At 64.0% G+C, this 22290-nt stretch carries 16 protein-coding genes and 1 pseudogene; 7 read left to right on the top strand and 10 right to left on the bottom strand.

Annotation, left to right across the window (positions count from 1 at the left end; genetic code table 11):
* Nucleotides 1–164: 164 nt before the first annotated feature.
* From exbB to HU806_RS24175, 6 genes are all read left to right on the top strand, one after another.
* Complete coding sequence (gene exbB, locus HU806_RS24200; protein WP_186615189.1) at nucleotides 165–1142, top strand: tonB-system energizer ExbB; 978 nt, start codon at nucleotides 165–167, stop codon at nucleotides 1140–1142.
* 6 nt (nucleotides 1143–1148) lie between these two features.
* On the top strand, nucleotides 1149–1577 hold the full coding sequence (gene exbD, locus HU806_RS24195; RefSeq protein WP_186615187.1) for a TonB system transport protein ExbD: 429 nt from the start codon (nucleotides 1149–1151) through the stop codon (nucleotides 1575–1577).
* Nucleotides 1574–2329 carry an energy transducer TonB family protein gene (locus HU806_RS24190; protein ID WP_186615185.1) on the top strand — a complete coding sequence of 252 codons (756 nt, stop codon included), beginning with the start codon at nucleotides 1574–1576 and terminating at the stop codon, nucleotides 2327–2329. Before exbD ends, HU806_RS24190 begins: the two co-directional genes overlap by 4 nt.
* A 172-nt stretch (nucleotides 2330–2501) precedes the next feature.
* Nucleotides 2502–3422, top strand: coding sequence for a hydrogen peroxide-inducible genes activator (locus HU806_RS24185; RefSeq protein ID WP_186615182.1), 921 nt, complete (start codon nucleotides 2502–2504; stop codon nucleotides 3420–3422).
* 9 nt (nucleotides 3423–3431) lie between these two features.
* Nucleotides 3432–5507, top strand: a complete 2076-nt coding sequence (recG, locus tag HU806_RS24180; protein WP_186615180.1) for an ATP-dependent DNA helicase RecG — start codon at nucleotides 3432–3434, stop codon at nucleotides 5505–5507.
* Between the two features lie 79 nt (nucleotides 5508–5586).
* A complete protein-coding gene (locus HU806_RS24175; RefSeq protein ID WP_186615178.1) occupies nucleotides 5587–6984 on the top strand; it encodes an aminoacyl-tRNA deacylase and HDOD domain-containing protein in 1398 nt (465 codons plus the stop codon).
* 204 nt (nucleotides 6985–7188) lie between these two features.
* Here HU806_RS24175 and HU806_RS24170 read toward each other — a convergent pair whose 3' ends face one another.
* Nucleotides 7189–7566 carry a helicase gene (locus HU806_RS24170; RefSeq protein WP_186615176.1) on the bottom strand — a complete coding sequence of 126 codons (378 nt, stop codon included), beginning with the start codon at nucleotides 7564–7566 and terminating at the stop codon, nucleotides 7189–7191.
* A 288-nt stretch (nucleotides 7567–7854) separates the two neighbouring features.
* Between HU806_RS24170 and HU806_RS26930 the strand changes: the two are divergent.
* Nucleotides 7855–7992 (top strand): annotated as a pseudogene (locus HU806_RS26930) (DUF6124 family protein); the annotation flags it as partial.
* Nucleotides 7993–8353: 361 nt separating this feature from the next.
* Here the strand turns inward: HU806_RS26930 and tagQ are convergent.
* From tagQ to HU806_RS24125, 9 genes are all read right to left on the bottom strand, one after another.
* On the bottom strand, nucleotides 8354–9298 hold the full coding sequence (gene tagQ, locus HU806_RS24165) for a type VI secretion system-associated lipoprotein TagQ (RefSeq protein ID WP_186615174.1): 945 nt from the start codon (nucleotides 9296–9298) through the stop codon (nucleotides 8354–8356).
* Between the two features lie 85 nt (nucleotides 9299–9383).
* Nucleotides 9384–11111 carry a formylglycine-generating enzyme family protein gene (locus HU806_RS24160; RefSeq protein WP_527251169.1) on the bottom strand — a complete coding sequence of 576 codons (1728 nt, stop codon included), beginning with the start codon at nucleotides 11109–11111 and terminating at the stop codon, nucleotides 9384–9386.
* The gene (locus HU806_RS24155) at nucleotides 11104–12300 is read right to left on the bottom strand and encodes an ABC transporter permease (RefSeq protein ID WP_186615172.1); all 1197 of its coding nucleotides are present in this window, start codon (nucleotides 12298–12300) and stop codon (nucleotides 11104–11106) included. The genes HU806_RS24160 and HU806_RS24155 overlap by 8 nt, the downstream gene beginning before the upstream one ends.
* Nucleotides 12300–13016 (bottom strand): ABC transporter ATP-binding protein, encoded by a 717-nt coding sequence (locus HU806_RS24150; RefSeq protein WP_186615170.1) that lies wholly within the window; start codon nucleotides 13014–13016, stop codon nucleotides 12300–12302. Before HU806_RS24150 ends, HU806_RS24155 begins: the two co-directional genes overlap by 1 nt.
* Nucleotides 13016–16099 (bottom strand): serine/threonine-protein kinase, encoded by a 3084-nt coding sequence (locus HU806_RS24145; protein ID WP_186615168.1) that lies wholly within the window; start codon nucleotides 16097–16099, stop codon nucleotides 13016–13018. The genes HU806_RS24150 and HU806_RS24145 overlap by 1 nt, the downstream gene beginning before the upstream one ends.
* Entirely contained in the window at nucleotides 16096–16827 is a 732-nt protein-coding gene (locus tag HU806_RS24140) for a PP2C family protein-serine/threonine phosphatase (protein ID WP_186615166.1), read from the bottom strand. The genes HU806_RS24145 and HU806_RS24140 overlap by 4 nt, the downstream gene beginning before the upstream one ends.
* The gene (tagF, locus tag HU806_RS24135; protein ID WP_186615164.1) at nucleotides 16828–17481 is read right to left on the bottom strand and encodes a type VI secretion system-associated protein TagF; all 654 of its coding nucleotides are present in this window, start codon (nucleotides 17479–17481) and stop codon (nucleotides 16828–16830) included.
* On the bottom strand, nucleotides 17478–20978 hold the full coding sequence (tssM, locus tag HU806_RS24130) for a type VI secretion system membrane subunit TssM (RefSeq protein ID WP_186615162.1): 3501 nt from the start codon (nucleotides 20976–20978) through the stop codon (nucleotides 17478–17480). The genes tagF and tssM overlap by 4 nt, the downstream gene beginning before the upstream one ends.
* Complete coding sequence (locus HU806_RS24125) at nucleotides 20975–22285, bottom strand: DotU family type VI secretion system protein (protein WP_186615160.1); 1311 nt, start codon at nucleotides 22283–22285, stop codon at nucleotides 20975–20977. Before HU806_RS24125 ends, tssM begins: the two co-directional genes overlap by 4 nt.
* Nucleotides 22286–22290: the final 5 nt, after the last annotated feature.

Genomic DNA, 22290 nt, shown 5'->3' with positions numbered 1-22290 from the left:
AGACTAGCCTCCGTGGGGGACGAGCGGCTAGCCATGCGACAAAAAAAGTAACTGTATTACTTTTGTTAACAAGAATTACTTGCAATAATGCGTGCCACTTTTGTTCTCGGCCTCACGAGGCCTGGAAGAACATCAACCTTCTTTTTTTCTCAGGTCCGGCCAGCATGACACGCTCACTCTTCTCCGCTTCGCCAACCAACCGCCCTCGCGCCTGGAGCGCCACGGCGGCCTTGCTGCTTAGCCTGCTGTTGGCGCCCGGTGCCTTTGCCGATGCGCAAACGCCGGCCACCGCTCCCGCCACGGGGCCAGCCGCTACCCAGGCGCCGACCGACGCTGCCGCTCCCGTAGCGACGCCAGCAGCCACCGACCCGACCCAGGCAGTGGAAGCCAGCGCCGCAGACGCCCCTCAAGTGCTCGAAGCCGACAACACCTTGGGCATGGCCCACGATCTGTCGCCTTGGGGCATGTACAAGAATGCCGACATCATCGTCAAAGCCGTAATGATCGGCCTCGCCATCGCCTCGATCATCACCTGGACCATCTGGATTGCCAAAGGCTTCGAGCTGCTGGGCGCCAAGCGTCGCCTGCGGGGCGAAATCGCGGCGCTGAAAAAAGCCACCACCCTCAAGGAAGCCAGCGCCACCGCTGCGAAGGAAGGCACCCTCGCCAACCTGCTGGTGCACGACGCGCTCGAAGAGATGCGCCTGTCGGCCAACAGCCGCGAGAAAGAAGGCATCAAGGAACGCGTGAGCTTCCGCCTCGAGCGCCTGGTCGCCGCCTGCGGTCGCAACATGAGCAGCGGCACCGGCGTGCTCGCCACCATCGGCTCCACCGCACCGTTTGTCGGCCTGTTCGGCACCGTCTGGGGGATCATGAACAGCTTCATCGGCATCGCCAAGACCCAGACCACCAACCTCGCCGTCGTAGCCCCCGGCATCGCCGAAGCCCTGCTGGCAACGGCACTGGGCTTGGTCGCGGCAATCCCGGCCGTGGTCATCTACAACGTTTTCGCCCGTTCCATCGCTGGCTACAAGGCGCAGGTGTCCGATGCTTCGGCCGAAGTCCTGCTGCTGGTCAGCCGCGATCTGGATCACCTGCCGCCCGAGCGTGGCGCGCAACCGCACATGGTGAAAGTGGGGTAATCGGCCATGGGCCTGCATTTGAAAGAAGGCGCAGACGACGATCTGGCCGAGAACCACGAAATCAACGTCACGCCGTTCATCGACGTGATGCTGGTGCTGTTGATCATCTTCATGGTGGCCGCCCCACTCGCCACCGTGGACATCAAGGTTGATCTCCCCGCGTCGACGGCCAAGCCGTCGCCACGCCCTGAGAAACCGGTGTTCTTGAGCGTCAAGGCCGACCAGCGCCTGTTCCTGGGTGAAGACGAAATCAAGGTCGAAAGCCTCGGCGCGACCTTGGATGCCAAGACCCAGGGCAAAAAGGACACGACGATCTTCTTCCAGGCCGACAAAGGCGTCGATTACGGCGACCTGATGAGCGTGATGGATGCCCTGCGCGGTGCCGGCTACTTGAAAGTCGGCCTGGTCGGACTCGAGACGGCGCCGAAGAAATGATCACGACGCGCCAAAAGCTGACGCGTTACAGCGGTAGCCTGGCCGTGGTGCTAGGCGTGCATGCGCTTGCCATCGCGCTGGCGCTGAACTGGACGACACGTGCGCCCATCGAATTGCCTCCCCAGGCAATGATGGTCGAACTGGCGCCGGTTCCTGCGCCACCACCGCCTGCGCCACCGAAAGTCGTCACACCGCCGCAACCTCCCGAGCCGGTCGAAGAATTGCCGCTGCCTAAACTGGCCGAAGCACCAAAGGCGGAAATCGCCGTGCCCAAGCCGGTAAAACCCAAGCCCAAGCCACAACCGCCCAAGCCCAAGCCTGTGGAGAAAAAGCCGGAGCCGCCCAAGGAACCGCCGTCGGAGCAGAAACCCAGCGACACTCAGCCAACCCAGGCCCCGACCGAAAAATCCGCGCAACCTGCTCCTGGTCCGTCGCCTGCACAGATGGCGGCCAAGGCCAGCTGGCAAGGCACGCTGCTGGCGCATCTGGGCAAATACAAGAAATACCCGGCCAGCGCCCAGGCACGCGGCAAAGAAGGCATGAACCGCCTGCGGTTCGTGGTGGATGCCGAAGGCAACGTCGTGTCTTTCGAACTGGTGGGCAAGTCAGGCAACGCCGATCTGGACCGAGCCACCCTGGAAATGATCCGTCGCGCCCAGCCGCTGCCCAAGCCACCGGCCGATCTGTTGAACAACGGCACGGTGGAACTGACGGCACCGTTCCTGTACTCCATCGACAAGCGCCGGCGCTGATTTCCAGACGCGCCCCGCCACATGAAAACAAAGGCACCGAAAGGTGCCTTTTTCATATTCGGCAACGACCCAACTCACATTCGCCGGTGTCACACCGCGCCTGCAGTCTGATAACGTGCGTCTATCGATTGCAGCCGGTATGCTTGGCTCGCAACTTCACGGACGTTTCGCCATGACCCTCACAGAATTACGCTACATCGTGACCCTCGCCCAGGAGCAGCACTTTGGCCATGCGGCCGAGCGTTGCCACGTCAGCCAGCCGACGCTCTCTGTGGGTGTGAAAAAGCTTGAAGACGAACTCGGTGTGCTGATTTTCGAGCGCAGCAAAAGCGCGGTGCGCCTCACGCCGGTTGGCGAAGGCATCGTCGCTCAAGCGCAGAAAGTGCTGGAGCAGGCCCAGGGCATTCGCGAATTAGCCCAGGCCGGCAAGAACCAGCTCACCGCTCCGTTGAAGGTGGGCGCGATCTACACCGTCGGTCCCTACCTGTTCCCGCACCTGATCCCGCAACTGCACCGGGTCGCCCCGCAGATGCCGTTGTACATCGAAGAAAACTTCACCCACGTGCTGCGCGACAAGCTGCGCAACGGCGAACTGGACGCGATCATCATCGCCCTGCCGTTCAACGAAGCCGATGTCCTGACCCTGCCGCTCTACGACGAACCGTTCTACGTCCTGATGCCGGCCCAGCACCCCTGGACCCAGAAAAAAACCATCGACGCCGCCCTGCTCAACGACAAGAGCCTGTTGCTGCTAGGCGAAGGCCACTGTTTCCGCGACCAAGTGCTCGAAGCCTGCCCGACCCTGACCAAGGGCAGCGAAGGCGCCAAGCACACCACGGTGGAATCCAGCTCCCTGGAAACCATTCGCCACATGGTCGCTTCGGGCCTGGGCATTTCGATCCTGCCGTTGTCGGCGGTGGACAGCCATCACTATGCGCCGGGCGTGATCGAAGTCCGTCCGCTGACGGCACCCGTGCCGTTCCGCACCGTTGCCATCGCCTGGCGCGCCAGCTTCCCGCGACCCAAGGCCATCGAGATCCTCGCCGATTCGATCCGCCTGTGCTCCGTGGCCAAGCCGCCTGCCGCCAAGTAAGCCGTTGCCATGACTGAGCTGTCGAAAGTGCCGGTGACGACACTCAAGGGTGTCGGTGAAGCCATGGCCGAGAAATTGGCCAAGGTCGGCCTGGAGAACCTCCAGGACGTGCTGTTTCATCTGCCGCTGCGTTATCAGGATCGCACCCGAGTCGTACCCATTGGTCATCTGCGGCCAGGGCAGGATGCGGTGGTGGAAGGCACCGTCAGCGGCGCCGACGTGGTCATGGGCCGGCGGCGCAGCCTGGTGGTGCGCCTGCAGGACGGCACCGGCGGGCTCAGCCTGCGCTTCTATCATTTCAGCAACGCGCAAAAGGAAGGTCTCAAGCGCGGCACCCGCGTGCGCTGCTACGGTGAAGCGCGGCCCGGTGCCTCCGGGCTGGAGATCTATCACCCGGAATACCGCGCCATCACCGGTGACGAACCGCCGCCTGTGGCTGAAACCCTGACGCCGGTCTACCCGCTCACCGAAGGCCTGACCCAACAACGCCTGCGCCAGCTCTGCCAACAGACCCTGACCCTGCTCGGCCCTACCAGCCTGCCCGACTGGCTGCCCAAGGAACTGGCGCGCGATTACCATTTGGCGCCGCTGGCCGACGCGATTCGCTATCTGCATCACCCGCCCGCCGACGCGGATGTGGAAGAGCTCGCCCTCGGACACCACTGGGCCCAGCATCGCCTTGCCTTCGAAGAGCTGCTGACCCATCAGCTGTCCCAACAACGCCTGCGCGAAAGCCTGCGTTCGCTGCGCGCCCCGGCCATGCCCAAGGCGACGAAGTTGCCGGCTCGCTACCTGGCCAATCTCGGTTTCACCCCAACCGGCGCGCAGCAGCGGGTCGGCAACGAAATCGCCTACGACCTGAGCCAGCCCGAGCCAATGCTGCGGCTGATCCAGGGCGACGTTGGCGCCGGCAAGACCGTGGTCGCCGCCCTCGCCGCGCTGCAAGCACTGGAGGCGGGTTATCAAGTAGCGCTGATGGCGCCCACCGAGATCCTCGCCGAACAACACTTCATCACCTTCCAGCGCTGGCTCGAACCGCTGGGCATCGAAGTCGCCTGGCTGGCCGGCAAGCTCAAGGGCAAGAACCGCGTCGCCGCCCTCACCCAGATCGCCGAGGGCGCGCCGATGGTGGTTGGCACCCACGCCTTGTTCCAGGACGAAGTGCGGTTCAAGAACCTGGCCCTGGTGATAATCGACGAACAGCACCGCTTCGGCGTGCAACAGCGCCTGGCCTTGCGCCAGAAAGGTGTGGGCGGGCGGATGTGCCCCCATCAACTGATCATGACCGCCACGCCGATCCCGCGGACCCTGGCGATGAGCGCCTACGCCGACCTCGACACCTCGATCCTCGACGAACTGCCCCCCGGTCGAACGCCGGTCAACACCGTGTTGGTCACCGATACCCGACGAGTGGAAGTAATCGAGCGCGTGCGTAGCGCCTGCGCCGAAGGGCGGCAAGCCTATTGGGTCTGCACGTTGATCGAAGAGTCGGAAGAACTGACCTGCCAGGCCGCCGAAACTACCTATGAAGACCTAACCGCCGCCCTCGGCGAACTGAAGGTCGGGCTGATTCACGGTCGCATGAAGCCCGCCGAAAAAGCCGCGGTCATGGCCGAATTCAAGGCCGGAGCCCTGCAATTGCTGGTCGCCACTACGGTGATCGAGGTGGGCGTCGATGTGCCCAATGCCAGCCTGATGATCATCGAGAACCCCGAGCGCCTGGGCCTGGCGCAGCTGCATCAGCTGCGTGGACGGGTTGGCCGGGGCAGCGCCGCCAGCCATTGCGTCTTGTTGTACCACCCGCCGCTGTCGCAGATCGGTCGCCAGCGCCTGGGGATCATGCGAGAAACCAACGACGGGTTCGTCATCGCCGAAAAAGACCTTGAATTGCGCGGTCCCGGCGAAATGCTCGGCACGCGCCAGACAGGTCTGCTTCAATTCAAGGTGGCCGACCTGATGCGCGACGCCGACTTGCTGCCGGCGGTACGCGACGCCGCCCAGGCGTTGCTGGAGCGCTGGCCCGACCATGTCAGCCCGCTGCTGGACCGCTGGCTGCGTCACGGGCAGCAATACGGCCAAGTGTGAGCACGCGCTCAGTTTTCTGGACGCGCCCGCGGGACAAGCTGGTTATACTGGCCCACTTGTAGGAAAACGGATACAGACCATGACTGAAGCTGCCCTCGTCCCCGAAACTCCGCACGCTCCGTCTGTTATTCGGCAATTGCTCGAGAAATTGGGCATCGCCTTTGACGAAGTCATCGAGCGACCGGGCCTCAACCCCGCTCGCAAAGTGCAGGCCGTGCTGTTGCACGATGCCGTGGGCGCGCTCATGGTCCTGTTTCCGCAAAACCAGCTGCTGGACCTCAACCGGCTGGCCGAGCTGACCGGTCGTAAACTCACGGCGGTGCCGACCGAACGCCTGGAACGGATGCTCGGCAAACACAGCCTGAGCCTGCTGCCCGGCCTGCCCGCGCTGACCAGTTCGCCCTGCCTGTACGAAGAAGGCCTGCTGCGCGAGCCCAAGCTGCTGATCAACTCGGGCGAGCCGGGGCTGCTGCTGGAAGTCACCAGCGAAGCCTTCAAGACCATGCTCACCAAGGCCAGCGCCGCGACGTTCGGCGAGCCTTTGAGCAACATCACTCCGAACCTGGACCGCCCGCACGACGACCGCCAGGAAATCACCCTGGCCGTGCAGGCGTTCACCGCGCGGCGCATCCAGCAACGGCTGGAAGAGACTATCGAGATCCCGCCGCTGGCTGAAACCGCGCAAAAAATCATCAAACTGCGGGTCGACCCCGACGCCACCATCGACGATATCACCGGCGTGGTGGAAACCGACCCTGCGCTGGCCGCGCAAGTGGTGAGCTGGGCCGCGTCGCCGTACTACGCCTCGCCCGGCAAGATTCGCTCGGTAGAAGACGCCATCGTCCGGGTGCTGGGCTTCGACCTGGTGATCAACCTGGCGCTGGGCCTGGCCCTGGGCAAGACCCTGAGCCTGCCCAAGGATCACCCGCAACACACCACGCCGTACTGGCAGCAATCGATCTATACCGCCGCCGTCATCGAAGGCCTGACCCGCGCCATGCCCCGCGCCCAGCGCCCCGAAGGCGGCCTGACCTACCTGTCGGGCCTGCTGCACAACTTCGGCTACCTACTGCTGGCCCACGTGTTCCCGCCGCACTTCTCGCTGATCTGCCGACACCTGGAGGTCAACCCGCACCTGTGCCACAGCTACGTGGAACAGCATCTGCTGGGGATCAGCCGCGAACAGATCGGCGCCTGGCTGATGCGCTACTGGGACATGCCCGACGAACTGGCCACCGCCCTGCGTTTCCAGCACGACCCGCACTACGACGGCGAATACGCCGCCTACCCGAACCTCGTCTGCCTGGCCGTGCGCCTGCTGCGCTCACGCAGCATCGGCTCTGGCCCGGACGAAGACATCCCGGACGCGCTGCTCGATCGCGTTGGGCTGACTAGGGAAAAGGCCAATGACGTGGTGAGCAAGGTGCTTGAAGCCGAAGTGCTGCTGCGGGAATTGGCTTCGCAGTTCAGCCATTGATTGCCGGCTGAATGAGCTCATCAATTACAGCTGTCCGATGAGCTTTTCGTGGCGAGGGAGCTTGCTCCCGCTCGGCTGCGCAGCAGACGCAAAACCTGCCGACGCGGTCCGCCTGGAGCACCGCGTCAATCCCATTTGGGGCCGCTGCGCCCGAAGCGTCGGACCGTTCCAGCGGGAGCAAGCTCCCTCGCCACAAGGGCTCCACTAGGCTTTAGGCTTCCTCGGCTTCAAATATTTCATCAAGCCCTGAAACCAGATCACCAGCGCCGGGTTGCCCTTGATCTGGATCGACTTGTCCTGAATCCCCGTCATGAATGCCAGTTGCTTGTTCTTCGCCTGCATCGTGGCAAAACCATAGGCCGCATCCTTGAAAGCGATAGCGAAGGCCGGCGTCGGGTAAACACCGGACCGGCTGGTGATGCGCTGGTTCTTCACGGTGAAATGCCGGGCGACCTTGCCATCCAGGGTTTGCAGTTGAAAAACCAATTCCTTGTCGCCCAATTGCTGCTGGAACGCCGGATTGGTCCGGCTGGCCTTGCCCATCAACCACCCGAGCATCCACAACAAGAAACGAAATTTCATCGGCACAGCCTCGTGAGAAAAATGAACGGCTGGCGCAGTTTAGCGATTCTCCAGCGGAACGCCATCATCGAATCAGTTTAGCGGGAGATAGGCCTTATTTTACGCATGATGACCGCCAAGTCACGTTTAGAAGTGGCGTTCGCTGGCCTTCAACTTCTTCGGACATTTCCTTCAAGACGCCGGGCTGTCGCGTCCGTTATGGCAATTGTGCGTGGGAGACCTTCGGGTCTGCCGGCGGTACCGGACCGGTCTTGCACACCTACGTACAGTTGGCACCTCTTCGAATGCGTGGCCGAGGACATCGACGAATCACGCCGCTGCGTCGCCCTGGCAATCAGCCGCATGGCCGATGGAGTTCAGTTGTTGGTTGAGCGAGCGCTGGATCATTTGGAAACAAAGGGGATGGCGACTGACGCCAAGGGATAGCGCTTGTATTGATGCTAAGCCGACGCCTTCGCGAGCAAACGCGGCCCCACAAAACCAGGTCGGCTATAAGGCCGCCTCGCTTTTGCTTTTGATCTGCGGGCCCCGTTAACCACGCTGGCCGAACGCAGGTATTGCGCAGTGGGCATCCCGGCATGGATGCCGGGATAGCCGCGCTGGGTCATGGATGACCCTTCGCGGCGGCCCACGGAGCAATACCTGCGTTCGGGCACACCGAGCCTAGGCGAGGTGCCGAGTGGTGGGGCAAGACCTTTTGGTTACTTTTGGCGCGTCTGCCAAAAGTGACACGCCGTAAGGGCGTAACCGCCAGCCGCCATCACCGCAGCAATGGATATGCTCTCAATCAAACATTCGGGCAAGGAACCGGTGCCCAATCACCCAGGTCCGGGTTCTTGCACATGCTGTTGACCTGAGTGGTACCAGCGCTGGCAACCTGCTTGCTTTCATCCTGCTTGGCCTTGGCGGTCTGCAAGGTCTTCTCGGTGGCGACCGCTTCTTTCGGCACGGTTGGCAGCACCGGTGGCTTTTTCGCCGGCGTCACTTTCTTCTTGGTCTTGGTGCTGGTCTGCGCCGCCACAACCTGCGTGGTATCAGCAGTGGCCACGGTCACCACGTCAGTACGCTGCACACCCACTTGCTGCAGATCTTTCTCATAAGCCTGGGTGTAGTTGTTCAGGTCTTCGGACGCCTTGCCGTTCACCGCGACGATCAGGTCATTCGACTCTTTCAGGCCAGCAACGATTTCTGCCAGGCGCTTGCGGCCCTCAGTGTCATTGACGGTCTTGGCCTTGCGGTCGGCAACCAATTTGCTGAACGCGTTCTGGTAGCACTGCTGCGAGGTCCTGGCGTAGGCGGTGCTGCGGTCAATGTCCGAAGCGCTTTTGCTGACGTCGGCAGCGTAAGAGGCGATGCGCATGTTGTCATCGGCGATCTGCTTCTGGCGCTCGGTGTAGTAACCGGCTGCACCACCGGCCAATGCGCCGCCAGCAGCACCGATGGCGGCGTTGCGACCACGGTCTTCCTTGTCAGCGGTCAGCGCGCCCAACAGTGCACCGCCAACAGCGCCAACGGCTGCGCCGGTGACGACCGACTTGGTCATGCTGCCTTCGGTGGAACGCAAGTGCTGCACCGGCTCGTAGCAGTTCGGGTAGTACTCGACCTTGGTGCTCGAGGCGACCTTGGAAGTCGGCGACGTGGCGCAACCGGTCAGTACGGTGCTGAAGCCAACAGCGACCATCAGCAAGTGACGCTTGGAAACCGAAGCAAAAGGTTTACGGGAGAAAAGCATAGTTGTGTTCTCGTTTAAGTTTTGACCAGCTCAGCACAGCCCCATCGCCGCCTGAGTCCCTTCCAAGCTCGCTGACAACGAACACTCAAGACCGCTGAGCACTCGATGCGAGCAATTCCTTCAATATCGCCGCCGGGTCGGCTCGTTTTTGCTGACGATAATCCCCGACATGACGAACGAATAACGTTGCACGCGCTACCAGGCTCTTGCCCAGTACCGGCTTGCGCTCCAGCTCTTGCTTGATGCGCTGGAACTGCGCCTGGATCACGGCATCGGTGTAGCGCGTGCCGGTTGCCAGGTTGTCGATGTAGATCGCCACTGCGCCGTCCAGCGCACTGCGGCCGTTGTCGATGGCCGTGGCGAACAGTTGGGCGCTGGCCTCATCCTTGGCGTCCAAGGCCATCTGCCGACTGTTCTGCAAATTGGTCAGGCGGATGTTGTAGTTGTTAATGGTCTCGGCCACCAGCGCCGAAGACTGGATCAGGTTGCCCGCCGCTTCCTCGCGCTGTTGGGCGATGAGCGAGACGTTGCGCTTGAGTTCTTCGTTGACCAGGCCCAACTCGGCTTGCAGGCGCGGATCGGCGCTAGCGGCGATGATGCTGTCCAGGCGCTTGGTCGGGTCGTCGGCGTCATCGATGGCATCGGTCAGGGACGCGAGTCGGCCCTCTTTCTGCCACTGGGCGAACAATTCCTTGTAGCGCGAGCGCGGCGCTGACAACGCCCCGACGGCCACGCGAAAGCCCGTGGTTTCGTTGCTTTGCTCAGTGCCATCGGCGGCGAACAGCGGGTACTCGCGGCGCATGCCGGTGAACAGCGTGCCCTCGCCTTCCAGGTAATTGCCGCCCTTGACCACGAAGCCACCATAGGCGCCCTGGCGGCGACCGGCGTGCACCAATTGGAAAGATTCCTGGACCATCTCGGCAGCGTTGCCCACCACGTCGAACAAACCGATGGGGTTCGGCAACTTGGTGCCGACGGGCATCAGTCGCGCTGCCTGGCCGGTGCCACCGGCGACTTGGTTGAACACCGCCCAATCGGCCAGCGGCCCGTCGCTTTCGCTGCCTTCCAGGCGCCGCGGAAACAGGCGCCCTTCCAGGTCCTGACGGCTGACGGCGTGGCCGCCACGGGCGGCGAATTCCCATTCCACTTCAGTGGGCAGGCGCACGAAACCCAGCCCGCCATCTTCGGCGGAGCTGCCGCGACCGCTCACTGGCAGCAAGTCCTTGTGGTATTTCATCAGCCAGGCGCTGTACACCGCCGAGAAGCGCTCGGCCTCGAACTTCGACAGTTTCACCTTGGGCAAACGCCCGGCCATGCCTTGGGGCAACTCGGCCAGCAGCGCCTCGCAGGCCGGCGCCGGTTCGCCGCTGGCCAGGGATTGCGCCTGGGCCATGACCTGGGCGTACTGGCGGGCGGTGACTTCGTACTTGCCGATGAAGTACAACATCGGCTTGAGCGGCGTCTTGGCGTCGGTCTTGGGCATCAACGGCGTGATGGTCGTGTTCCAGTCCTTTGGCAAGTCCTTGAGGGTGAACTGGCCGTTGATGAAATCGCGCCGGTAGCCGGAAATGAACGACTGCTGATAACCCGCCTCGCCTTCGCTGAACGGGTAGCCGAGGCTGATCTCGCGGTCGTCCAAAGTGCCTTGGGCAAGAATGTAGACGTAGCGAAACACCATCTGCCCCTCGCACGGCAACGGCAGGCTGACGTCGTCGGGCAACGGCTTGGGGTTGTCCAGCTTGTCCGTGGCTTCATCAGCCCATGTCAGGCTGGCCAGGCTCAGCGCCACGGCAGCGCCCAATAACTTATACATCGCGAATTCCTTCAGACGCCTGGATGCGCGCCACCCGCCAGCCACCGCAAGCCGCCGCGACGGCGCTGATGCCGAGCACGGCCACCAGGGCCAAAGTGTAGTGACGCGCCAGCAGATGGCTGGCGTACTCGCCCGGCATCTGCGCAAATAAATAATTCAGGCCCGACTGCGCCAGGCCATACAGGCCAGCACTCAGCAGGGCGGCAAACGTGGCGCTGTAGAGTGCCTGCAACACCACGAACAACAACAGCGCCGCCGTGGACACACCCAACAGGCGCAACACCGACAGCTCCCGACGCTTGCGCTCGACCGCCGCCAGGGCTCCGGCAAAAATCGCCGCGAAGGCGCCAGCCAAGGCCAACCCGGCGATGATCCAGAATACGATCGACAGGTTGCGGCTCAACGATTGCACTTGTGCGATGGTCTGGGCCTGGGTCGATACCAACAGATTCTGCCCGGCGAAGAACTGGCGCAGCGGTTCGACATCGCCGAGGCTGCGAGCATACAAACGAAACGCCGGATACACCCGTTGCCCCGCCTCCCCAACCGCGTCGCCCGGCCAGCCGAACGCGGGCACGGCGCGCCCGTCACGGTAATCCTCGGCAGCCTCCAGCAATGCCAGCGGCGCGAACAAACCGTCGCGAGCGAAGGCTTCCAACGGCAGCACATGCAGCACCTGCACGCGGGTGCGCTGGGCCTCGCTGCGACCGGCCACCTGCCGGCCGAAGCTGGCCTGCAACCAATCGCCGGTCTTGGCGCCGAGCTTTTCAGCGGCAGTCTGGCTGAGCACCACTTGATCCAGGCCTTGCGGCACCGGAAAGTGATCGAACAACGGATCGTTGGCCGCGGTGGGAATCATCTCGACCGTGACGACCGCAGCCTCGCCGCTCAAATCCGCCGTCGCGGCGATTTGCCGGGTGCGTGGCAAGGCAAAGGCCACATCACCGCGCAGGCTCAATTGATCGATGAATTCGGCACTGAAGCGACCGCCGCCCAAGGGGATGATTTCCCGGGTGGCCGGGTCGTTCTGCAAGCGTTCGGTCAGGCTGCTGACCAGGCCGAACTTGAGGCCGAACAACACCAGCAACGGCGCCACCACGGCCACCAACGCCAGCACCGAACAGGCCGACAGCCAGGCGTCGTTGCGGTAATCCTGCCAGGCCAGGGAAGCCACCAGCGCGCCGCGCATCAGCAAGCCTCCCCGAGTGTGGCGGTGACACCGCCGTCCGTGTCGCGACGGCAACTGATACGCCGCACCTGCAAACCGCTGGCGCGGGCCAGCGCCTCGTCATGAGTGGCGACCACGCAGGCCACGCCGTGTTCGCGGGCCTGGGTCACCAGCAGTTGCATGACACGCTCGGCATTCAGCGGATCCAGTGCGGCGGTCGGCTCATCCGCCAGCAGCAGGCGCGGTCCGTGGGCCAAGGCGCGGGCGCAACTGACCCGCTGGCGCTGGCCGACGGAAAGGTCCGCCGGTTTCTTGTCCAGTTGATCGGCAATGTCCAATTGTCCGGCCAGGCGCTTCACGCTGCCGTCATCCTTCAAACCCAGCAGTTTGCGCGACAACTCGATGTTCCCGCGTACGTCCAGGAAGCCCAACAGGCCACCGGTTTGCAGAACATAGCCCAGGTGACGACTGCGCAGCTCGGCCAAGGTGCCTTGTTGCGACGCACGCCACAATCTGGCGATGTCCAGCGGCGCACTGGCGGGGGTGAAATCGAACTGAGCGGCCTGATCCGGCGCCAGCACCAACGCCAGCAAATCCAGCAACGTGCTCTTGCCGCACCCGCTGGGGCCGACCACCGCCAGTTGTTCACCGCCGCGCAGTTGCAGCCGTGGAATCACCAGGCTGTAGCGCTGGCTGCCGGCGCCCCGGCTTTTGTGCACGGCGTTCAGGTTCAGCATCACGGCAGCGTCGACAACGGAACGCGGTACAAGGCATCGCCCGGCTCGGCATCGCCGAAGCGCACCCAGTTGGCGAGGTCGTTGTGGAAGGTTTCGTAGAGGCGGATTTTCGATTCCAGCTCGTCGATGAAATCTTCCTGCTCGGCCACGCTCAAGGACAACCACAGATCCTGGGTCATGTTCAGCGATTTGCTGCGGTATGGCAGCCCTTCCAGATACTCGCCGAGGATCCCGCCGGTGGCGAGGTTGCCGCCCTTGCGCAGGGCTGACGGGTCGCGACTCATGTAGGCACTGGCGCTGGCGATTTCCTGGAAGAAGTCCTTGGGCGAACTCTGGGTCTTGCGAGCCGCGTCGACGATCAGCTTCAGCGATTGTTGCAGGTCGTTGAGTTGCAGCTTGGTCAGCATCACGCAGACCTGGAACGCTGGCAGCGCCGGGTTGGTCAGGTCGCGGTCGGCAGTCCAGGCGCTGACCAGTTGCGGCGCCTGGCTGGCGGATTTGCGCCCGAGGAAATCCATGTGCATGGCGTAGCCGACCGCTGCCGATTTGTCGGCCAGGCTCGGCGCGGCGCTGAGCAACGGCACGCTCTGCGGCTTGTTGCTGCGCACTTGATGGACGAGGTCGGCGAACACCGAGCCGATCTCGTCGACCCGCTCGCCGAACTTGCGCACGTCGGCGCCCGGCACCGGAATGTATAGGTCACCGATTTGCGGGTTGGCGTCGGCGGTCAGTGTGCGGTATTGGGTCTGGGCGCCGGCGTGGGTTTTCTTGCCGGCATCGCTGAGCAGGTGCAACGCATAGATCTTGATCTGCTTGCCCAAGGCTGCCTGGCGCACTTCGGCTTCGTTCATTTGCGTGGCGGCAAACGGGTCGTTCTTGCGCAGCGCACCGGCGTCGGTGACCAGCAGGATCAAACGCCCGCCGTAATCGGACCAGTCCATGCCCTCCACCGCTTCCATGACGCCGGCAAACGCATCTTCGTTGAACGAATGACTCGACACGGTGGACGCCTTGACCTGCCGCGCCATTTCCAGGAAGCGTTGTGGGTCGCGGCCCTGTTCCAGGGTGATCAGGGTCTTGGCGGTGTACTCCAAGCCAGGGGTTTTCTTGGTGCTGCTGCGAAAACCGACCATGCCGAAGCTGACGCTATCTAGCTCGCCACGTCCGCCGATGCGGGTTTGCAGTTGATGCACCACGTCGCGAACCTGATCGATGTAGGGCTGCATCGACACGGTGGTGTCCACCACCAACACCACGGCGGTGCGGAACGCATCGGCATTGGCGGCGGTGATCGGTGTGTTGGTCGCGGCCTTCTGCGCAGTGCCGGGGTCGATGGAGGCTACGTTTAGCAACTGCACCGGCTGGCCGTTATCGTCGAAGCTTTCGCGGGAATCGAAAATCGGCAGCAGGTAGAACTGGTTCTGCGGCACGGCGCTGGCGGCCGGCTCCAGGGCCAGCACTTGCTGATTGTCCTGGGGATTGTGCTGGGCCTTGAGCAGTGCATTCTTGGCGGCTGACGGGTTAGCCAGCAGCTTCTCCACTTCGCCGGGCTGACGCAGGAACATCACCGGCGCACGGCCGGAGCGTTCGGTGAACTTGAGCACCAGGCTCTGCTTCCAGTCGCTGACCTGGGCGGCGGGCAACCAGCCGTCGCTGCGCCCGTCCGTGGCCGCGCCGACGCGCACCCACGCGCTGCCGTCGAGGTCCTTGCGCTGGTAGACGTACAGCACCGAAAACGCCGGCAATGCCTTGCCCGGCGCCGCCCCTGGTTCGGCGGCCAGCTTGGCCCCCGGTTTGCTGAGCACGCGCTGGAACAAGGTTTTCTTGCCGGCCATCAACAGCGGGCGCTGGCCGCCATCGGCCTCGGTCGGCACGGGCGGCGTCACCGGTGGCGCCACGGGGGGTTTGGCCGGCGGCGCTTCAGGTGTTTTTTCGGCTGTCTTGTTGACGGGAGGCGTTGATACCACGGGCGGCTTTGTCGCTTTTGCGTCATCACCCGACAACCACCAATAACCCGCGCCACCCAACGCCAGGGCTACCGCCACCGCAACGGCAGCGAGGGCGAACACCGGGCCTTTGCGTTGCTCCGAGACCGAGGATTGAACCGTCGGCTTTACCGGCGGTGGAACGGGCTTGGACTTCGGTTGTGGCTGTGACACAGCCGGGCCATTGGGAATATCGATGGACATCGGCGTCAAGCCCGCCAAGTCATCCACCGCAGGCGGCGTGGCCGGCAGTTCAAACGACAACGGCCGGATCAGCGTCGCTTCCGCCGATGCCTCAGGCAGGTTGTCCAACGCCCGCAGCAACGCCGCCGCATCCGGGAAACGTTCCGCCGGATCCTTCGCCAGCAACTTGCGCAACACGTCCTGATAGCGACCGTGGTGCACCGGCAACTCCGGCAGCGGTTCGGTCAGGTGGGCCAGGGCCGTGGACAGTGCGTCGTTGCCGGTGTACGGCAGCTTGCCGACAAGGATTTCGTAGAGCACCACGCCCAGGGCATACAGGTCGGCGCGGCCGTCAATGTCCTGGCCACGGGCCTGTTCCGGGCTCATGTAGCTGGGCGTGCCGACGGCAAAGCCGGCCTGGGTGAACTGGGTGCGGTCGTCCAGGGACTTGGCGATGCCGAAGTCCGAGAGCACCGCCGTGCCATCGGCGCGGAACAGGATATTGGCCGGTTTGACGTCCCGGTGCACCAGCCCCAAACCGTGGGCATAGCCCAGGGCCGAGGCGATCTGGCGAATGTAGGTCAGTCCCTGCTCCGGCGTCAGGCCCGCGGCGATGCGTTCCTTGAGCGTGCCGTTGGGCAGGTATTCCATCGCCATGTAATACAGCTCACCGACATTGCCAATGTCATGGATGGTGACGGTGTGCGGGTGCGACAAGCGCGCCAGGGTCTTGCCCTCGCGCAGGAACCGCTCGCAGAAGGTCGGGTCGGCGGCCAGGGCAGCGGCCATGACCTTCAGCGCGACCTTGCGCTCAAGGGAACGCTGGGTCGCCAGGTACACGCTGGCCATCGCGCCTTCGCCGATCGGCCCTTCGATGTCGTAGCCGGGGATGACAATGTTCAGGGTCAAGCTCATGACGGCACCTTCACAACGACCACGGTGATGTTGTCCGGCGCACCGCGCATCAAGCCCAGGGACACCAGGCTGCTGGCAATTTCGCCGGGCTCGTCGTGGCTCAGCACTTCGCGGATTTCTTCGTCTTCGACGGTCTTGGTCAAGCCGTCGCTGCACAACAGGTAGCTGTCGCCGGGCACTAGCAGCAACTCGGTCATCGCCAGGTTCAGTTGCCCCTCGACGCCAATGGCGCGGGTGACGATGTTAGCCCGTGGATGCACGCGCGCCTCGGCTTCGCTGAGCAGGCCGCTGTCCTGCAAATCCTGGACGTAGCTGTGGTCCCGGGAAATGCCTTCGAGCATGCCGTCGCGCAGGCGATACAAGCGGCTGTCGCCGGCCCACAGGCACATGCCGCGCAAGTCGCGGGTGGCCAGCACCACCACGGTGCTGCCCATCATGGTCACACCACGGTTGGCGGTTTCTTCACGCACGGCGGCGTTGACCCGCAGCAGATCGCTTTGCAGCGCCGCGACATATTCCTCCAGCGAACGACCCACGGCAATGTTGCGCAGGCTGTCGACGATCAGGCTGCTGACGTAGTCGCCCGCCGCGTGCCCACCCATGCCGTCGGCGACAACCCACAGGCCGTTTTCGGGCAGGTCCAGGCAGGCGTCTTCGTTGACCTGGCGGACCATGCCGACATGGCTCTTGCTTGCAGACTTGAAGGCTTTTCCAGCACTTGGACGCATCTACACAACACCTTCTTGGCCGAGCAAAAATTGCGCAAAATCGGCGGCGGCCGGCAATCCCTGGCAGCGCATCAAACCGGGCGCGATGCGCTCCGAACCCTGGCCCCACCACAGGCTCGCACCTTCACAGGCCGACTCGGCCAGGGCGCTCATCCGTCGTTGCGGGTCAGTGGCATCGAAACGATGCAGGCTGGCGAAGCGGCTGCTTGGCGTGCGCGGCAGGCATATCGGGCTGCCGAGGGTTTCCAGCTGTTCGTTGAACGCCTCGAAACTGGCCTCCACGCTCAACGTGCTCAGTAGCAGGTTCTCGACCCGCTCGAACCAATCGTCAGCACCACCGACCACCGAGGCCGGGTCCGCCTCCGGATCCAGCAATAGCGCGACGGTCAGCGGAAAATAGCGCCCGACCCGGTCGATGCTCGGCATCACCACACCCACGGCGGCGTCCGGTCCGCACACGCCGGGCGCAACCATGAAGCGCCACAGCGGGCTGACCAGATAGGCGTCCAGCCAGCGCTCGCCGAGGCTGCTCTGGCTGGCGAGCAAACCCGCCGCCAGCCACGAATCCCACGGACCGATAAAACTCTGGGGCAAGCCACGGCTGACGAAATCCCCGCGGCTGGCCAGCTTTCCATAGAAGCCCGCTGTACTCATAGACGCTCCGGCAGGCTGAAGCCACTGAGCACCCGGCTCTTGAACGGGTTGAAGGCGCTGTTGGCCCGCAACTCATAAGAGGCGCTGGCGCCATCGACCCGCAGCCGCAAGTTGAAGCGATCCGGCGAGTTGCCGGCGGTCAGGTCCGATTGCTCCAGCAGGCGGAACCAGGCCCACGGCCCGTCCAGCGTGATACCGGAACGGCCGCTGGACGACGGCGGCATGATCGAGATCCGCACCACGCCGATGCTGCCGGGGTTCGGCCACTGCATGGCGGTCGGCCGGCTCGGGCCGTGGTCGTAGCTCAACTGCTGGCCGTCAAGGTCGAGCAGGAACTGGGTGATGGTCGAGTCCATCGCCACCGGCTTGAGTTCGAAGCGCACCATCGGCTGAGTGCCGCCGGAACGGAAGAACGCATCGCGGATAGTCGCTGCACGCTGGAAGGTCTGCAGCACGCCGGGGGCGATGCCGAGCTTCTGCGCCGCGCCCGGCTGCCAGCGCCAGGTCTGGGTCGAGGTGTCGACGTAGGGTTGCAGGTATTTGCGGAAGTAGTTGTCCATCACCCCGCCAACGCCGAAGAACTGGCCGAAGTCATCCAGGGTCGCGTCCCGCGCGCTGCCTGGCGACATCGGATAGCGTCCGGCCAGGGACTGGCGATAGATGTTCACCACTTCGCTGGTCCACGCCGCATTCAGTTGATTGCGCACCCCACCCATCATGGTGTTGGTGGTGGAGTTGACCACCGACTTGACCAGGCCCTGCACCAGCGGCGGCTGGCGTTCGGCGTTGAGGCTGACGCGGGTGGCGGCGGCGCTTGCCTGGTTCTTGGCTTCGCCGAGCAAGGCATCGCCGCTGGCGCCGACCATGGCACTGACCTGCACGTACAGGGCGTTCATGTCGGACAGTAGGCCGTCGATGGCCGCCGGTTCGCCTTCGTTCTTGTTGACGATGCTGTTGAGCTCGGCGAAGTGTGCGGTGATCGGGTCATCGCCGGTCGCCGGTGCGTTTTGTGTCGCCTGCTCCTGGCCGAGCAAGCTGCCCAGGCGCTCCTTGAGCTTGTCCACGCCGTCTCCCGCCGGCACGCCTTGAGCGGCCAACAGTCGTTCGTCCTGTTGCAGGTCGGTTTCCTTTGCCACCGCCACCAACAGTTTTTTCAACGGCGAGGTCGGGCCGGAAATCACCCGCAGCACATCGGCGGCCTGGGCCACGCTGGTGATCGGCACGAAGTCGATGTCAGCCAGCAAGGCGTCCCATTGGCGCATGTAATCCTGAAAGTACAGGCGACGCACATCGGCGGCCAGGCTGGCGACGTTTTGCTGATCAGCCTCTTCATGACCCAGCACCCATTGCTCTTCGGCGAGGGTGCCGGTCTGGCTCAGGCTGCTGAGCAAGAAGCCCTGGCGGTAGCCCTTGACGGTGAAAAACCCGCTCAACGGCTCGCCCAGCGGCTTGCCGCTCTTGCGGCTGAACACCAGCGCCGCATCGCGCCCGGCGGCTTCGTTGATGCGGAAGTCCGGAATGCCTTCAGGCAGTTTCTGGCGCTTGATGCGGTCGTAGACGCGCTGGGCCACCGGCAGTTGTTGCAACTGGCGGCGCAGGTCTTCGATCAGGCGAGGGTCCAGGCGCGCGGTCGGCGGACGCCGTTCGAACAGCGCCTGCAAATGCCCGCTCAGGGCCTGGCGCTGCTCGGCGGGCAAATCCCGCGGCAGGCTGCGATCCCAATCCAGGGCGATCCAGGCCTTGATGAAGTCGGCGTCGTAATGCTCGTTGTCGGCAAGCATCAGGTAGGCCTTCAGCCCTTCGTAGAGGAAGTCCGAATTGCCGCCGCTGTGCAGCTGCTCTTCGATGCGCGTCAACAGGCGCGGCGCGAACACCGCGATCAGCAGCTTGCGATAGACGCTGCCGGACTCGGCTTCAAGCATGTCGCCCTGATACAAACCCAGGCCTTCGGCCCAGTCCGGAGCGTCGTCGGCCAGGTGCTTCACGGCGTTGAGCAACGGCAACACCGCAAGCACATCGCGCTGTGCCGGGCTGAGGTTCTGCACGGTCTGGCCCAGTGGCGCGACCTTCTGATCGACCTGGGCGATGTAGGCCTGGTTGGCGCGATAGCTGACCCACCACAACGTGCTGACCACCAACACCAGCACGACGGTGGAGGCCAACACGCCTCGGGCGATCCATTTGCGCCGACGCTCAACCTTCGGGTCGACGCCCACCAGCCCGCGCTCGGCGAAGGCCACGGCGGTGAAGAGTTTTTCGATGAAGTAGCTGCGCCCGGTGCCGGTCTGGCGCGCCAAATGCTGGCGGTCCAGGTTCATGCTCTGGGCCATGGACCCGATCAGGCGGTCGATCGGGCTGCCTTCCTGGGTGCCGCTGGTGAAATACACACCGCGCAGCAACACGCGCTCTTCAAAGGCGTTGGGTTTGAACACGCCGTCGAGGAAGTTTTGCAGGCAATCCTTAAGCGCGCCGAACTGCTGCGGGAAACCGTAGATCAAGTCGCGCCGAGCCGGGTCGCGCTCTTGTTGCAGGCGTTCGACCAAGCGGTCGTTGAGGCGCTGCTCCAGCAGGGCGAATTCACTTTGCAGATGCGCCAATGGGCTGTCGTTGCTCTTGCCGTCATCCAGGGCGAAGGTCATGCCCCAGACCTGGGCGCGCTCTTCCTTGCTCAGGTTGTCGAAGTACTCCATGAAGCCGGGCACCAGGTCGAGCTTGGTGAGCATCAGGTACACCGGGAAACGCACGCCCAATTGGCTGTACAGCTCCTGGATGCGCAGGCGGATCGCCGCGGCGTGGGCGGCGCGCTCGGCGTCGCTGCCCAGTAGCAGGTCCGACAGGCTGATGGCAATGAACGCGCCATCGATGGGGCGTCGGGCCCGTTGTTTTTTCAGCAGGCCGAGGAAGCCCAGCCACGCGGCTTTATCGACCGTCGCGTCGCTGTCCTGGGTGGTGTAGCGGCCGGCGGTGTCGAGCAGCACCGCCTGGTCGGTGAACCACCAATCGCAATTGCGCGTGCCGCCCACGCCACGCACCGAACCGGCACCCAGTTGCGCGGCCAGCGGGAAATGCAGCCCGGAATTGACCAGCGCGGTGGTCTTGCCCGAACCCGGCGGACCGATGATCACGTACCACGGCAACTCATAAAGGTTGCGACGCTCGTCGCCGCCCAGCTTGGCTTTCTTGAGCAAGGCCAAGGCTTCGTCCATGCGCTGGCGCAGGGTTTCGAGTTCTTCGGCGGTGGCGACGCTGGTCGGGTCCGGAGGGGTTTGCTCGGCCAGGCTGCGCATGACTTCGGCGGCCTGCCGACGGGCCTGGATGATGCGGAACACGCGGTAGGCAATCCATACCGCGAACACCAGGATGATCAGCGCCCAGCGGCGGCCTTCGGGCACCAGCCAATCGAGCAGCGGGCCGACAAACCAGATGATCAGGCTCAGGGCGATCAGGCCCAGCAATGGAATGACCCAACGGGTCATGAAACTGAAAAACGCCTTCACTCGACCCCCTCCGCCAATACTGTGATTTCAACCCGACGATTACGCGCACGCCCTTCGGTCGTGGCATTGGAAGCCAACGGCTCGGTGTCGCTGCGACCCTCGGCGCTGAAGCGCTCGGGTTGGCCGGTCTTGGCCGAAAGAATGTCCAGCACCGACCTGGCCCGCGCTTCGGACAACGCCCAGTTGGATGGGAACCGGAGCGTGGCGATCGGACGATTGTCGCTGTGGCCGGTGACCAGGACCTGGCCCTTGACCTTGCGCACCGCGTCGGCGATTCGCAGCATCAATGGCTGGAAATCATCCTTGATGCTGGCGCTGCCCGAGGCGAACAGTTCATCGCCACGGATCGTCACCACGGAACGGTCCACCGCGTCTTCCACGGCAATCCGCCCGGCCCTGATTTCATCGGCGAGGAAACCGGCCAGGCGTGGACGCTCGATCACCTTCGGTTGCACCACGGGACGGTCGATGGTCTGCACCGGGATCTCACCGAGGAAATGAATGTTCTTGAACACCGGCTCGGCGTCGGAGGCCAGTTTCATGCGCAGGCCAAACAGCAGCGCCAGCAGCAGGGCCACGCCGATGGCCACGGCGATCCATGGCGGCATGAACTGCGCCAGGCGATCACGAGCCACGGTGACGCCACGCCAATGCGGCGACAGCTCGCGCTCGTGGTCGCCACGCGCGCTGCGAATAACGCCAGCGGTGCGCTCACGCAATGCTTCGAGTTGACTGCGGCCGTCGTTCATCACCCGATAGCGGCCTTCGAATCCAAGGCACATGCACAGGTACAGAAGCTCCAGCAGGTACAGGCGCTCGCGAGGGCTTTGCAGGCAATGCTCCAGCAGTTGGAAGACTTTTTCGCCGCCCCAGGCTTCGTTGTGCACGGTGATCAACAAGCTCTGCTTGCCCCAGTCGCTGGCACCGCCCCACGGCGTGCTCAGCACGGCTTCGTCCAGTGCGGTGCACAAGGCGTAGCGGGCCAGCAAGACTTCGTTGCGCACCACGCCGGCGGCCTCGGCGCGCTCTTCGAACTGGCGAAGGTAGGCGAGCAGCTGCGCACGCAAACTGGCCGGTGCCGGGTGGGCGATGGTGTTGCGCAGGCGCGTCAACAGTGCCAGCAGCGGGCCGGCGGCGCTTTCCAGCGGGTTGAGGCCCTGGGCCTTGCCGGTCAGCACGGGCGCGGCCGGCATCGACAGCGGCGCCGAAGCAGGTGCCGGTTGCGGGCGCCCCGGGTCCGGGCGGAAAGGGTCGGCGCCACGGCCACCGGGCGTCGGCATGAACTGGGTACGATCGTCGTTGCTCATCGCGG

The sequence above is a fragment of the Pseudomonas sp. SWRI154 genome (assembly GCF_014268645.1).
Taxonomy (GTDB): domain Bacteria; phylum Pseudomonadota; class Gammaproteobacteria; order Pseudomonadales; family Pseudomonadaceae; genus Aquipseudomonas; species Aquipseudomonas marvdashtae.
Note: the sequence above shows the minus strand (reverse complement) of the source record. Positions and strands in the feature narration are given on the sequence as shown.

What these genes read in the sequence shown, in the direction of transcription:
- HU806_RS24155 (WP_186615172.1), bottom strand. Translation starts at nt 12,300, where the DNA reads ATGCGCGGCGCGCTGGTGGCTTCCCTGGCCTGGCAGGATTACCGCAAC.
- tagQ (WP_186615174.1), bottom strand. Translation starts at nt 9,298, where the DNA reads ATGCTTTTCTCCCGTAAACCTTTTGCTTCGGTTTCCAAGCGTCACTTG.
- HU806_RS24175 (WP_186615178.1), top strand. Translation starts at nt 5,587, where the DNA reads ATGACTGAAGCTGCCCTCGTCCCCGAAACTCCGCACGCTCCGTCTGTT.
- HU806_RS24185 (WP_186615182.1), top strand. Translation starts at nt 2,502, where the DNA reads ATGACCCTCACAGAATTACGCTACATCGTGACCCTCGCCCAGGAGCAG.
- HU806_RS24150 (WP_186615170.1), bottom strand. Translation starts at nt 13,016, where the DNA reads ATGCTGAACCTGAACGCCGTGCACAAAAGCCGGGGCGCCGGCAGCCAG.
- exbB (WP_186615189.1), top strand. Translation starts at nt 165, where the DNA reads ATGACACGCTCACTCTTCTCCGCTTCGCCAACCAACCGCCCTCGCGCC.
- HU806_RS24140 (WP_186615166.1), bottom strand. Translation starts at nt 16,827, where the DNA reads ATGCGTCCAAGTGCTGGAAAAGCCTTCAAGTCTGCAAGCAAGAGCCAT.
- tagF (WP_186615164.1), bottom strand. Translation starts at nt 17,481, where the DNA reads ATGAGTACAGCGGGCTTCTATGGAAAGCTGGCCAGCCGCGGGGATTTC.
- exbD (WP_186615187.1), top strand. Translation starts at nt 1,149, where the DNA reads ATGGGCCTGCATTTGAAAGAAGGCGCAGACGACGATCTGGCCGAGAAC.
- recG (WP_186615180.1), top strand. Translation starts at nt 3,432, where the DNA reads ATGACTGAGCTGTCGAAAGTGCCGGTGACGACACTCAAGGGTGTCGGT.
- HU806_RS24125 (WP_186615160.1), bottom strand. Translation starts at nt 22,285, where the DNA reads ATGAGCAACGACGATCGTACCCAGTTCATGCCGACGCCCGGTGGCCGT.
- HU806_RS24190 (WP_186615185.1), top strand. Translation starts at nt 1,574, where the DNA reads ATGATCACGACGCGCCAAAAGCTGACGCGTTACAGCGGTAGCCTGGCC.
- HU806_RS24145 (WP_186615168.1), bottom strand. Translation starts at nt 16,099, where the DNA reads ATGAGCTTGACCCTGAACATTGTCATCCCCGGCTACGACATCGAAGGG.
- HU806_RS24170 (WP_186615176.1), bottom strand. Translation starts at nt 7,566, where the DNA reads ATGAAATTTCGTTTCTTGTTGTGGATGCTCGGGTGGTTGATGGGCAAG.
- HU806_RS24160 (WP_527251169.1), bottom strand. Translation starts at nt 11,111, where the DNA reads ATGTATAAGTTATTGGGCGCTGCCGTGGCGCTGAGCCTGGCCAGCCTG.